We start from the raw sequence: 13,249 nt of genomic DNA on the forward strand, positions 1-13,249 counted from the left end.
GTGGCGCTTGTGAGGATCAGTTAACAGCAGGCGAAAAAAAGCCGGCTGATCAGGCCGGCTGGGGGTGAACCGCGAACGACAGGGGTTACGCGCGGTTTTCCATCAGGCGGTCAGCGCCACCTTCAGCTACACGGTTTTCTTGAAGACGGTCAGCACCACCTTCGGCTACGCGGTTTTCTTGAAGACGGTCAGCGCCACCTTCAGCTACACGGTTGCCCTGGAGACGTTCAGCGCCCCCTTCAGCAACACGACGTTCCAGCAGGCGATCAGAACCACCTTCAGCAACACGACGTTCCAGCATACGGTCAGACCCACCCTCAGCCACGCGGCTGTCCATCAGGCGATCCGCGCCGCCTTCAGTGAGGGCAGGTTGGGTAAAGGCGCTTACAGCAAGTACCGAGAAAGCGAGGCTAAGCAAGAGTTGGCGTTTCATGAGGGTGTGCTCCGGGAAAGTCGTTGGTTGGTATGGATGCGATGTTACGCGGCAGATTTTTTAAGAGAACTTCATTGGGCTGATGGTGACTATCGACGCCAGCGATGGCCCGTTTTCCCGGGCCATCGCGTCGCTCATCACGGCATTTCTGGCAGTTCCCGAGGGCGCAGGTCGAACACCAGCACCTCGGCGTCCTCCCCACGGCTCAGGTGAATCTCCCGCTCATCGCGCACTCGGGCGCCGTCGCCTTCGTGCAAGCGCTGGCCATTGACTTCAACGCTGCCCCGCGCCACATGGATGTAGGCGTAGCGTTCCGGGGCCAGCGGCAGGCTGGCGGTTTCAAAGCCGTTGAACAGCCCGGCATACACCCGCGCGTCCTGGCGCACGCCGAGGGAGCCGTCGGTGCCTTCCGGCGAGATGATCAACTGCAACCGGCCGCGTTTTTGCGCCTCGGTGAAGTGCTCCTGCTGATAGCGCGGTTCGGCGCCCGCCACCTCCGGCACGATCCAGATTTGCAGGAAGTGCACGCCCTGGGTGTGGCTGTGGTTGAACTCGCTGTGGGCCACGCCGCTGCCGGCGCTCATCAGTTGCACGTCGCCGGGGCGAATCACCGAACCGGTGCCCAGGGTGTCCTTGTGTTCCAGGGCGCCTTCGAGCACATAGGAGAAAATCTCCATGTCGCGGTGCGGGTGTTGGCCGAAGCCCTTGCCGGCGGCAACCCGGTCATCGTTGATCACCAGCAGGTCGGAAAAACCCTGTTCTTTGGGATTCCAGTAGTTGGCGAACGAGAAGGTGTGGAACGACTTCAACCAACCGTGATTGGCGGCGCCGCGTTCCGAGGCTTTGCGAAGGGTCAGCATGGGGTGTTCTCCTCAAGGGAAGCCTGGCTGCGAGATGCAGGGCTTCGGTGTGAGGAGAAGATTACTGGTTAACGATAGGTTGATTAAGAAGCTGAAATCGGAATGACTGTCTCTTTTAGATTGACGATCGCCAGCTGTGCCGTCCGCAGATGATGGCGGTAGCGCAGCTGAAGTTTGCGCCAGGCCATCGGGTTCACGCCTTCGCTGCGGCTGAACAGGTGACAGAAGTGCGCCTGGTCGCAGAACCCGCATTCCTGGCTGATCTGCGTCAGGCTCAGGGCGGAGCCGGTGATCAGCACCTTGGCCTGCTTGATGCGTTGCTGGCGAATCCATTCCTGGGGCGATACACCGGTGGTGCGCTTGAAGGCCCTGGAGAAATGGCTGCGGGACAGCTCACAGGCGCGAGCCAGTTCCGTCACCTCCAGGGGGCCAGCAAGATTGGCGAGGATCAATTGCTTGACCCTCTGTTCCCGCTCTGAACACAGGGTTCCGGTTGCAGCTGCTGGTTGAGCCATGATCGCTATCCGTGGTCGATGGGCGCTTGTTTTCACACACCTTACCGGTGAATGAATCCCCAGTGTAGACCGCTGCAAGCATCTGTTGAACTGAGCACATGCATGCAATTTTTCTGGATCGGGCCGTCGCACACTAGCGCGAACGTTCAAGCATCCAGGGGAAGGGCACGATGGACTCAACAGCACAAGGCGGGCCGGACGAGGTCGTGACCCTGGTGGTCAAGCACCGCATAAAACCCGGGCTTGAAGCCGACTACGAAGCCTGGCTGCGACGCATCGTGCGTATTGCCGGTGAGCGTCCCGGGCACCTCGGCGTCGATGTGGTGCGCAGTAAACAGGGCGGGTTGGCGCTATTCACCTGCGTGCTGCGTTACCGCTCCACCGAAGACCTGGAGCGCTGGCTCGATTCGCCGCAGCGCCTGGAGCTGATCAACCAAGCCGCACCGATGCTGGCCGACGGCGACCAGACCGAAGTCGGCGCGGTCAACGAGTTCTGGTTCTCGCCCCTGGCCGATGCTGCCGCCAAGCCGCCGCGCTGGAAACAGGCAGTGGTCACGCTGCTGGTGATCCTGCCGCTGACGTTGCTGGTGCCGATCATCTGGGGCCCGGTACTGCGGCTGCACCCGTTCCTGTCCAACTACATCGTCGCCACCTTCCTGGTCACCCTGACCATCGTTGTACTGGTGGTTTACCTGCTGATGCCGGCGGCCACCCGCCTGTTCGCGCCCTGGCTTGAAGCCTCTGTAAAGGAAACCCTATGAACGCCGACCTGATTCTGTTCAATGGCCAGTTCCACACCGTGGACCGTGAAAATCCCCGCGCCACGGCAGTTGCGATCCACCAGGGACGCTTCGTCGCGGTGGGCACCGACGGTGAAGCCATGGCCCTGCGCGGCAGTGGTACCCAGGTCATCGACCTCAAGGGTCGCACCGTCATCCCTGGCCTCAACGACTCGCACCTGCACCTGATCCGTGGCGGCCTGAACTACAACCTCGAACTGCGCTGGGAAGGCGTGCCGTCACTGGCCGATGCCCTGCGCATGCTCAAGGATCAGGCTGACCGCACGCCCACGCCGCAGTGGGTGAGGGTGGTGGGCGGCTGGAACGAATTCCAGTTCGCTGAAAAGCGCATGCCCACCCTCGACGAACTTAACCAGGCCGCCCCCGACACGCCGGTGTTCGTGCTGCACCTGTATGACCGCGCCTTGCTCAACCGCGCCGCCCTGCGCGTGGCTGGCTACACCAAGGACACACCGAACCCGCCCGGCGGCGAGATCGTGCGCGACCACAACGGCAACCCCACCGGCATGCTGGTGGCGCGGCCCAACGCGATGATTCTCTACGCGACCCTGGCCAAGGGCCCGAAACTGCCCCTGGAATACCAGGTGAATTCCACCCGCCAGTTCATGCGCGAACTCAACCGCCTGGGGCTGACCAGTGCCATCGACGCCGGCGGTGGTTTCCAGAACTATCCCGACGATTACTCGGTGATCGAACAGTTGGCCAAGGACCAGCAACTGACCGTGCGCATCGCCTACAACCTGTTCACCCAGAAGCCCAAGGAAGAACTCAGCGACTTCAAGAGCTGGACCGGCAGCGTGACCCTGCATCAGGGCGACGACTATCTGCGCCACAACGGCGCGGGCGAAATGCTGGTGTTCTCGGCGGCCGACTTCGAAGACTTCCTCGAACCACGCCCAGACCTGCCGCTGACTATGGAGCAGGAACTGGAGCCGGTGGTGCGCCACCTGGTGGAACAGCGCTGGCCGTTCCGCCTGCACGCCACCTACAACGAGTCGATCTCGCGGATGCTCGACGTGTTCGAGAAGGTCAACCGCGACATCCCGTTCAACGGCTTGCCATGGTTCTTCGACCACGCCGAAACCATCACCCCGCAGAACATCGAGCGCGTGCGGGCGCTGGGCGGCGGCATCGCGATCCAGGACCGCATGGCGTTCCAGGGTGAGTACTTTGTGGAGCGCTACGGCGCCAAGGCCGCCGAGGCCACGCCGCCGATCAAACGCATGCTCGCCGAAGGCGTGCCGGTGGGCGCTGGCACCGACGCCACCCGGGTGTCGAGCTACAACCCCTGGACCTCGCTGTACTGGATGGTCAGCGGCCGCACCGTCGGCGGGCTGGAACTGCACGCCGAGGGGCTGCCCCGGCTGACGGCCCTGGAACTGTTCACCCACGGCAGCGCCTGGTTCTCCTCCGAGCAGGGCAAGAAGGGCCAGATCAAGGTCGGCCAACTGGCGGACGTGGCGGCACTGTCGGCGGACTTCTTCAGTGTCGACGAGGAAGCCATCAAGTGGATCGAATCGGTACTCACCGTGGTCGGCGGCAAGGTGGTCTACGGCGCCGGCGACTTTGAAGATTTCGCACCACCCAGCGTGCCGGTGCTGCCGGACTGGTCGCCGGTGGTCAAGGTCCCGGGCCACTGGCGCCCGGCGTCAGCGCTGCAAGCCCAGGTGCACCAATGCAGCGGCCCCTGTGGCGTGCATTCCCATAGCCATGAACGGGCGCGTCTCTCGAACGTGCCGGTCAGCGACTTCCAGGGTTTCTGGGGCGCGTTTGGCTGCTCGTGTTTTGCCTTCTGAATCAACCCCCAAAGGAGTGTTCCCATGACTTACAAACGCCTGAACAAAGATGACGCCGTGGTCCTGCTGGTGGATCACCAGACCGGCCTGATTTCCCTGGTGCAGGACTTCTCGCCCAACGAGTTCAAGAACAACGTGCTGGCCCTGGCGGACCTGGCCAAGTTCTTCAAGCTGCCGACCATCCTCACCACCAGTTTCGAAAGCGGCCCCAACGGCCCGATGGTGCCGGAGCTGAAAGAACTGTTCCCGGACGCGCCGTACATCCCGCGCCCTGGCCAGATCAACGCGTGGGACAACGAAGACTTCGTCAAGGCAGTGAAAGCCACCGGCCGCAAGCAACTGATCATTGCCGGTGTGGTGACCGACGTGTGCGTAACCTTCCCGACGTTGTCGGCCCTGGCTGAAGGGTTTGAAGTGTTTGTGGTGACCGATGCGTCGGGCACCTTCAATGAGACCGTGCAACAGGCGGCGTGGGCACGCATGACGGCGGCCGGTGCACAGCTGGTGAACTGGTTCTCGGTGGCCTGCGAGCTGCAGGTGGACTGGCGCAACGACATGGAAGGCCTGGCGAATCTGCTGTCGCCGCGTATTCCCAACTATCGCAATTTGATGAACAGCTACTCGGCGCTGACGGCCAAATAAACCGCTCTCTGATATGCAGGTAATCCAATGTGGGAGCGGGCTTGCTCGCGAAGGCGGTGTGCCAGTCAATACATGTACCGATTGACCCACCGCCTTCGCGAGCAAGCCCGCTCCCACATTTTGATTTGTGGTGTGGCGACTGACCGGCTATAAAACAGCCCAGCGTCCACCGAGAAGCGACAATGAACCCCTTCGAAGACATGCGCCTGTTTTGCCAGGTCATGGAATCCGGCAGTTTCACCGCTGCCGCCGAGCATCTTGGCCTGTCCAAGCAATTTGTCAGCCGCCGCCTGATCCAGCTGGAAGAACGCCTCGGCGTACGCCTGCTCAACCGCTCCACCCGCCGCCTGGACGTCACGCCGCTGGGCCAGAGTTACTACGAATCCGCCCTGCGCCTGCTCAGTGAAGTCGAGCAAGTGGAGCAGGGCATCGCCGGGCAAAACACCGAGCCCCGAGGCACCATTCGCCTGAGCGCGCCTTTGTCGTTTGCCATGGCGCACCTGGGTTGCCTGTTGCCGCTGTTCCTGCAACGCCACCCTCACGTCACCGTGGAAGTGGACCTCAGTGACCGCCCGGTAGACCTCATCAGCGAGGGCTACGACCTGGTGCTGCGCATCGGCACCCTCGAGGATTCGACCCTGATCGCCCGACGCATCGCCAGTGTGCAGCGCGTCTACTGCGCCAGTCCCGACTACCTGGCCCGCCACGGCACGCCGCAGAGTCCCGATGACCTGGCCGATCACGCATGCCTGCCTTACGGCCATGGTCGCCAGGTGCAATGGCACTTCAAGGTCGATGGCAAACCCCACACCCGCAACGTCAGCGGGCGCATGCGGGTCAACAACGGTGAGCTGCTGCGGGATGCCGCCGTGGCCGGGTTGGGCATCACCTATCTACCCCATTTTATCGTTGCCCAGGCCTTGCAGGACGGCCGCCTGGTGACGCTGCTGGAAGACTGCGCGCCCGAACCCCTGACCCTTTCCGCCGTTTACCCCCAGCACCGCCAGAGCTCGCGCCCGGTGCAGGCGTTGATCGAGTTCCTGCGTGAACGCCTGGCCGGCGGTTGTTGAATCAGAACGCGTACTGCACCCGGCTGTAGTAATACCCGCCGGTAAACCCGAACGGCGAATAGCTGCCCCAGTTATCGCCGAACGACGAGTTCTTCACGCCGATGTGATCCGGGTATCTGTCGAACAGGTTCTGCGCACCTACGGCCACCGTCAGCTGTTTGCTGATCGCGTAGGCCACGTCGAGGTCAGTGATCCACTTGGCCGAATACGTGCGGTCCAGGCTCGCGTCGCTGGAGCTGTTGACCTCGGTGTAGGTGCCGTAGCGAGTCAGGCGCAGGTTGACGTCGAAGTCGTGGATCGCCCAGTCGGCGGAGAAGATCATCTTGCTGCTGGGTGAGGTCTTGGTGATCAGTGCCCGTGACTGGCGACCCATCAACTGGAAGTTGCCCAGGGCGGCGAGCTGCGCCGGGGTGTCGTTGACGCTGAGGATCTGCGTGTGGTTGTAGTTCAGCGCCGCCGTCCATTTCACCGAGCCGTAGCGGTCGAGGTTCTGCCGGTAGTTGCCCACCACGTCCACCCCGGAGGTGCGGGTGTTGGCGCCGTTGGTGAAGTACTGCGCGCCCGCCGTGGCCGGTACGCCGATGCTGTCCAGCAGGGAGGCAATGCCCGGGCCCTGGAAGCGTTCGCTGAGCACCAGGCGGTCCCGCAGGTTGATCACGTAGCCGTCCACCGTGAGGCTCAAGTCATCGCTTGGGGTCACGGCGAAACCGAGGCTGAAGTTGGTCGAGCGCTCCGGCTTCAGTGACTTGGCACCCAATGCCTGGGCGCCGGCGGAATCCACCGGCAGGATCACGTAGTTATACGACTGGTACACGCCATTGATGGTGTCGAACCCGGTGGAGCGTGCGGTGAAGATCTCGTTGGCCAGGGACGGTGCGCGAAAGCCGTTGCTCACGGTGCCGCGCAGGGCGAACACCGGGTTGAACGCATACCGCGTGCTGAGCTTGCCGCTGCGGGTACCGCCGACGCCTTCGTTGTAATGCTCGTAGCGCCCGGCCACGCCGACGTACCACTGCTCGGTGGGGTAGAACCCGAGGTCGACATAGCTGGCGACGCTGTTGCGGCTGACCTTCTGCGCGTCTTCCGGACGGATGCCGTTGGTGACCTGGGCCCCCGGATCGGGACGCTGCCCGGCACGCGGATGGCCTGCCGGGAACACGTAGCCGCCATCGATATAGGAAGCCTCTGAGCCGGCGCGGGTCTCGTAGCTTTCGCGCCGGTGCTCCAGGCCGAACGCGACGTCCAGCGGCTTGGCCAGGCCGATCTCGTAGGTGTTTTTCAGGTCGAGGTTGGTGGTGAGCTGGTCGGCGATGTAGATCCCGGAGGTGAACTTGTTCGGTGTGCTTTCGCCCAGGGACGGGTTCTGGTTGTCGTAGGTGCGCTGCTTGGCGTAGTTGCGCCCGTAGGTGCTGCTCAGGTCCCAACCCCAACCGCCGCCGAGGTCATTGCCCTTGGCACCGAAGGCCGATTGGAAGTCGGTCTCGTTGACCAACCAGTACGGGCTGTAGCCATCGGGGTATCCATTGGGCCCGGTGGTGATGGTATTGCGGCCGTTGGGCAGGCGGAAGTTCTGGCCGTCGTTGTTCTCCCGGGTGGCCAGGGTGGAAAACGAGTACAGCGTCAGGTTGTCGTTCAGCGGCAGGTCGAGGTTGTACGCCACATCGCCCAACTGGCTGCGGGGCGAGCCGTAGCCTTTGTAGGTGTGGTGGCTGGAGGTGGCTTCGCGCGGGTCGGGGGAACCGTCCGCCAGCGGGTAGTAATGGCTGCTGTAGCCGTTGCTGCCGGCCTTGTTGTCGCGCTCCTGGTAGCGGGTGTCGAGGGACACGTTGAGCACCCCGGCTTCCCCCACCTGGAAGCCATAGTTCAGCGCCTCCTGGCCGGTGCCGCGCTTGCCGTCGTAGTTCTGGCCCAGGGTGGTGTCGGAACTGCCGCCGGTGGTCTGCTTGAGGATGATATTGATCACCCCGGAAATCGCATCCGAGCCGTATTGCGCCGCTGCACCGTCGCGCAGCACCTCCACATGGTCGATGGCAGCCACCGGGATCAGGTCGAGGTCGCTGGGGGCCGCGCCGCTGTTGATGCCGTTGATGTTCAGGGTGGCGCTGGTATGGCGGCGTTTGCCGTTGACCAGCACCAGTACGTGAGAGGCGGTGAGGCCGCGTAGGGTGGCCGAACGCACCACGCCGCTGGCATCCCAGCCGGCGCGGTCGGGCAGGTTGAACGAGGGGATGAGCTTGCCCAACGCTTCGAGCAAACTCGGCTTGCCCACGGCCCGCAGTTGTTCGCCGCTGATCACATCAATCGGCGTGGGGCTGGTGGTGACGGTGCGTTGTTCGGCGCCACGGTTGCCGGTGACCACCACGGTGTCGAGGGTGGGGGAGCGGTCTTCGGCAGATTCGACGCCGAAGGACGCCAGGCCGCACGCCAGCGAGAGCGGCAGGAGTTTCAGATGATTGTACCGATGTAGCCTTTTACGGTGAGCGAGCTTGCTGTGGCCAGGGAGCTTGCTGTGGTGAGGAAGCTTGCTGTGACGAGGGAGCTTGCTGTGGCGAGGGAGCTTGCTCCCGCTGGGCTGCGTAGCAGCCCCAATACCGTCGCCACAGTCTTCCGGGGAAATTGCGGAGTCAGGCTTCAGGGCCGCTGCGCGCCCCAGCGGGAGCAAGCTCCCTCGCCACAACGGTGCCGTCAGCCAGTTGAATTTTCGCATGAGAGTGGAGCTCCTTGGTCTCGAGTGATGTCCCTGTCAGCGTTTGCGCGCGGCAACCGCTTCGATTTCTACCAGCCCGCCGGGCAATGGCAACGCGACGACTTGCACCGCGGTGCGCGCCGGTTTTTTCGGCTGCTCGGCACTGCCGAAAAACGGCGTGTAGCCTTCCTGCAACCCGGCAAAGTCGAGCTTGCCGCCCTTGGCTGGATCGCCCACCAGGAATATCCGCAGCTGCACCACATCTCCCAAATCCAGGCCCTGGCCTTGCAGCACACCCTTGAGCTTGTTGAGGATCGACGTGGTCTGGATGGCCGTGTCGCCATAGGCGGCAAACGAGTCTTTCGGCGCCTTGGGGTCATGCAGGTCGGCCAGCAACCCACTCACAAACAGCAGCTCGGTCTGCGGCGGCACCGACACCGCCAATGAGATCGGGAAATTCGAGTTCGGCAGCGGCACGCGCTTGATCTCATCGGCGTGGGCGGCAAGGGTGGTGGCGGTCATCAGCAGTCCTGCAAAAAGCGTCTTCATCGGTTCATTCCTTGAGAGAGAAAAGTCAGGCGGCGACGCCCGGTTGCTGGCGTTCGGCATGCCGGCCGATCAGCGAGACGATGCGCCGCGCCGAATCGGCGGCGCTGTTCTGCCAGATGCCGACGCCGCCGTGGGCGAGGGCGTCGCTGGCCAGGTACGTGCGGCCCTGGGGCTCGTTGAGCAGGCGGTAGGCGCTTTCGCCGACCTCGTCGTTGACGATCCACGGGCCCTTGCTGTAGCTGACTTTCGACCAGTTGATCGCCACCGGTTTTTGCAGCTTGGCGCTGTGGCCGGGGTGCAACAGCTCCACCGCCTGGCGTGAGGAGGCGAACTGTTCGGCCAGGGATTTCTGGCTGAAGGCCTGGGCCGATTCACTGGTGTTGTAGGCCGCCACCAGAATCCCCTGGGCGCTGTTGAGGCGGTCGCTGGGGTACCACAGGCCTTTGACTTCATGGTCGAGGTACGACAGGCCGCCGTAGATGTTGAAGTCGGTTTCCCAGAAGCGCGGCGCCTGCCAGGCCACCTTGTTGGCCTGGTCGCTTTGCGCGGTCTGGATCGCCTGCTTGAAGGGTGCCGTGAAGTTGGTTGGCAGCTTGGCCAGCAGCGGCAAGGGCACGGTGACAATCGCATAGTCGGCACTCAGCACCTGGGTCTTGCCGCTGATGCGGTCGCGGTAGGTGATTCGGCTGCCTTGCTCCGAGGTCTGGATATCGCTGACTTCGGCGTTGAAGCGCACCGCATCTTTCAGATGCTCGTAGAAGGCATACGGAATGCGGTCCATGCCGCCCAGCGGCTGGAACATGGTGGAGGAAAACTCCGGGATTTCATCGAACACCAGCGCGCCCCACAGCTTGGGATTGAGCAGGGTCTGCAGCTCCAGCGGCGCGCGGGTCACGCCGGTCTGGTCGCCGGCGCCGGGCACGCGGGTGTAGCCGGAGCGCACCGAACCCTTGTATTGCAGGTCGCCGTTGAGGTCGCCGTACACTTTGAGGAAACTCAGCAGCGCCTTGCGGTCATCCACGCTCAGGTCCTGGTCCAACGCCTTGCGGCTGACTGTGCGGGCCAGCAGTTCCGAGAGCTGGCCACGGGTGTCATTGACCGCCTGGCGCAACTGGAACGCCGGCTGTTGCGTATCCGGCCGGGCCAGGGCGTTGCGGCTGCTGTTGACCAGTACTTGCAGCTCCACACCCAGCTCGCGGCAGTAGCCGAGGATCGTCTGGTGGTGGCTGGGAATACGCGCGGGGCCGGCGTTGAAAAACTGCCCGTCATCAAAGTCGACGGTCTGGCTGACGCCGTCGTCGAAATCGACCTTGGTGCCTCGGCGCAGGGTCCAGTTGCGTCCACCCACCCGGTCGCGGGCTTCCAGGATCGTCACGTTGAACCCGGCCTTGCGCAGCTCATAGGCGCTGACCAGCCCGGAGATCCCGGCGCCGACCACCACCACCTGCTTGCCTTTGCCGGTGCTGCCCAATTGCAGCGGGGTAAAGCTCGATGCCACCGCCTGAGGCGTCAGCCCCAGCGCGCCCAATGCGCTGACAGCGGCGGAATAACCGCCCACGGCGGCAATACGGGAAATCAGTTCCCTGCGGGTAAAAGCCATGATTCGCTCCTTGAGATAGCGGTTTGTCAGAGGTCGTAGCGCACGGTCAGCAACAGGGTTCGCGGGTCGTTGACCGAGTAGTAGCGGGCGCCGCTGGAGGGCACGTAGCCCACCGACTGCGGGTAGGCGCGGTCCAGCAGGTTTTTCACCGCCAGGGTGGTGGTCCAGTGGCCGTCGCCGCTGATGTAGCGGGTGTTGGCGTTCCAGAAGGTCTGTTGCGGGATTTCCTGGATGTCGTCGTTCAATGCGTTGGCGTAGGACTTGGTCTGGAACTGCGCATCGGTGCCTGCCAGCCAGGTGCCCGGCAGCCCGGCCGGGATGGTGTAGTTCAGGCCAACGCTCGCGTTCCAGCGTGGCGAGAACACCAGTTGCTTGCCGTTGGCATCCACCCCGGCACCGCTGGCGTTCTGGAAGTCGTCGTACTTGCTTTGCAGGTAGCCGACGTTGGCGGTCAGTTGCAGGTCGCGGCTCAGGGCGGTGAGGGTTTCCAGCTCCACGCCGTAGGTGTGGGCACGGCCGACGTTGGTGCGCAGGCTCACCCCCAGCGCCGGGTCATAGGCGTTGGTTTGCAGGTCTTTGTAGTCGTTGTAGAACAGCGCGACGTTGGCCCGCAGGCGCTGGTCGAAGAAGTCGCCCTTGACCCCGGTTTCCCAGGTGGTCACGTCTTCCGGGGAGAACGCCTGTTCGGCGGCGGCCTGGGTGGGGGCGCGGTTGTCGTAGCCACCGGCCTTGAAGCCCTTGGCGACGTAGGCGTATTGGTTCAGGTGCGGGGTCCAGGCGTATTCGAAGCCGATCTTCGGGCTGGTGGACTGCCAGGATTTGCTCGACTCGGCGGTGAAGTTGGTGCCGGTGATTTGCCGGTCGGTGTTGATCGCGTAGTTGGTGAAGTCGAAATTCTTGTGCTCGCGAGTAAAGCGCAGGCCGGCGATCAGCGACAGTTGTTGCGTCAGCTTGTAGGTGCCCTGGCCATACAGCGCATAGCTTTCGGTGTTGGTGGTGCTGTATTGGCCCTGGCCGATCACCCGATTGCGGGCGATGGAATAGGTAAGGTTGTCGCGGTCGGCGTCGAACTTCTCGCGGTACAGGTACACCCCGGTGCTGAAGCTGAAATCGTCGTAGTCGCCGTTGAGCTGGAACTCCTGGGTCGCATAGTTCTGCTTGTACAGGATCAGGTTGTTCTGGATCAGCGCGGCTTGCCCTGAGTTGTCGTAGTCCACCGGTTGGTGGAACGCCGAGTAGGCCGTCACTGATTTGAAGTTCAGGTTGTCATTGATCGCGTAAATCGCCCGCAGTACCGAGCTGCCCTGGTCCAGGCGGTTTTTCGGGTCGAGGCTGCTGTAGCTCTTGAACTTGTCGAAATGCCCGTTGGCGTCGAAAGGCGTGTAGCTGGTGGTGTCGCCCCGGTCGAAGGTACCGGCCAGGGTCAGTTGCACATCCCACGGCGAATCCACCGGCTTGTAGCGCAGCTTACCGCGGTAGGACTGGATGTCGACGTTGTTTACATCCTTGCCCCGGGTGGGGTCGGAGACGGTGCCGTCGCGGCTCAGGCGGATCGCCGAGAAACTGCCGAACAGCGCGTTGTCTACCAACGGGCCGCTGATCAGCAGGCGTGCGTTCTGGGCGTCGTAGTTGCCGGCGCCCAGCTCTACAAAACCGCGGGTTTCCTGGGTCGGATCGCGGGTGATCACGCGGATCGCGCCGGCGCTGCTGTTGCGTCCGTACAGGGTGCCCTGGGGCCCGCGCAGCACTTCGACACGCTCCACATCGTTGAAGTCGAGCATCGACGAAATCGCACGCGGGATGTACAGGTCATCGGCATACACGGCGACGGCGGCTTCCTGGATCGGGTCGGTTTCACCGATACCGCGAATGCCGTAGGTCTGCGCGCTGTAGGAGATCGACTGGCGGCTGAGTGTCAGGTTCGGCACCTGGCCCGAGAGGTCGCGCACGCTGTTGATCTGCTTGTCTTCCAGGGCCTTTTCATCAAACGCGGAAATCGCCAGCGGGGTTTTTTGCAGGTCTTCGCTGCGGTGCTCGGCAGTGACGTTGACCACCGGCAGGGCGGCGTCGTCGGCGTGAACGGCGAGGCCGAACAGGGCGAGGGAGATGGCCAGTGCCAGGCGATTGGGTACGGCGGTAGGACTCATGATGGACCCCTGAGGTGGTTGACGGTTTAGGCAAAATTGGGCCTCCACCTGGTCAGGGGTCGGTACTGGATGTAACAGTATTTGTATAAATGCCGGGCGTAAAAGTCCGATTAGTTATAAGTTAATTATAAAAAATAGGTATGTATTGGTT

General features: G+C 63.1%; 11 protein-coding genes. 4 read left to right on the top strand and 7 right to left on the bottom strand.

The window, feature by feature from the left end; translation table 11 throughout:
* Positions 1-85 precede the first annotated feature (85 nt).
* The 3 genes from HX873_RS29395 to HX873_RS29405 all read right to left on the bottom strand — a co-directional run bounded on the left by HX873_RS29395 (position 86) and on the right by HX873_RS29405 (position 1,808).
* The gene (locus tag HX873_RS29395) at positions 86-433 is read right to left on the bottom strand and encodes a hypothetical protein (RefSeq protein ID WP_177123600.1); all 348 of its coding nucleotides are present in this window, start codon (positions 431-433) and stop codon (positions 86-88) included.
* A gap of 137 nt (positions 434-570) precedes the next feature.
* Positions 571-1,293 (bottom strand): pirin family protein, encoded by a 723-nt coding sequence (locus HX873_RS29400; RefSeq protein WP_177123601.1) that lies wholly within the window; start codon positions 1,291-1,293, stop codon positions 571-573.
* A gap of 83 nt (positions 1,294-1,376) precedes the next feature.
* Positions 1,377-1,808 carry an AraC family transcriptional regulator gene (locus HX873_RS29405; RefSeq protein WP_023658747.1) on the bottom strand — a complete coding sequence of 144 codons (432 nt, stop codon included), beginning with the start codon at positions 1,806-1,808 and terminating at the stop codon, positions 1,377-1,379.
* Positions 1,809-1,978: 170 nt separating this feature from the next.
* Here HX873_RS29405 and HX873_RS29410 point away from each other — a divergent pair, with 170 nt between their 5' ends.
* The 4 genes from HX873_RS29410 to HX873_RS29425 all read left to right on the top strand — a co-directional run bounded on the left by HX873_RS29410 (position 1,979) and on the right by HX873_RS29425 (position 6,116).
* Positions 1,979-2,569, top strand: coding sequence for an antibiotic biosynthesis monooxygenase (locus HX873_RS29410; RefSeq protein ID WP_003207311.1), 591 nt, complete (start codon positions 1,979-1,981; stop codon positions 2,567-2,569).
* Complete coding sequence (locus HX873_RS29415; RefSeq protein ID WP_177123602.1) at positions 2,566-4,404, top strand: amidohydrolase; 1,839 nt, start codon at positions 2,566-2,568, stop codon at positions 4,402-4,404. Before HX873_RS29410 ends, HX873_RS29415 begins: the two co-directional genes overlap by 4 nt.
* A 24-nt stretch (positions 4,405-4,428) precedes the next feature.
* The gene (gene ycaC, locus HX873_RS29420; protein WP_003207315.1) at positions 4,429-5,046 is read left to right on the top strand and encodes an isochorismate family cysteine hydrolase YcaC; all 618 of its coding nucleotides are present in this window, start codon (positions 4,429-4,431) and stop codon (positions 5,044-5,046) included.
* Positions 5,047-5,228: 182 nt separating this feature from the next.
* Positions 5,229-6,116: a LysR family transcriptional regulator gene (locus tag HX873_RS29425; RefSeq protein ID WP_003212824.1), complete on the top strand. Its 888-nt coding sequence runs from the start codon at positions 5,229-5,231 to the stop codon at positions 6,114-6,116.
* 1 nt (position 6,117) lies between these two features.
* On the opposite strand, the gene HX873_RS29430 is transcribed toward HX873_RS29425, so the two are convergent.
* From HX873_RS29430 to HX873_RS29445, 4 genes are read right to left on the bottom strand one after another with little or no spacing between them, the layout of a single operon-like run.
* On the bottom strand, positions 6,118-8,823 hold the full coding sequence (locus HX873_RS29430) for a TonB-dependent siderophore receptor (protein WP_256349680.1): 2,706 nt from the start codon (positions 8,821-8,823) through the stop codon (positions 6,118-6,120).
* Between the two features lie 36 nt (positions 8,824-8,859).
* Positions 8,860-9,351, bottom strand: a complete 492-nt coding sequence (locus tag HX873_RS29435) for a RidA family protein (RefSeq protein WP_003211308.1) — start codon at positions 9,349-9,351, stop codon at positions 8,860-8,862.
* 25 nt (positions 9,352-9,376) lie between these two features.
* Positions 9,377-10,951 carry an FAD-dependent oxidoreductase gene (locus HX873_RS29440; protein WP_177123603.1) on the bottom strand — a complete coding sequence of 525 codons (1,575 nt, stop codon included), beginning with the start codon at positions 10,949-10,951 and terminating at the stop codon, positions 9,377-9,379.
* Between the two features lie 26 nt (positions 10,952-10,977).
* On the bottom strand, positions 10,978-13,098 hold the full coding sequence (locus HX873_RS29445) for a TonB-dependent receptor (protein ID WP_177039854.1): 2,121 nt from the start codon (positions 13,096-13,098) through the stop codon (positions 10,978-10,980).
* Positions 13,099-13,249: the final 151 nt, after the last annotated feature.

Source organism: Pseudomonas sp. P7758, from assembly GCF_013386485.1.
Classification (GTDB): Bacteria; Pseudomonadota; Gammaproteobacteria; order Pseudomonadales; family Pseudomonadaceae; genus Aquipseudomonas.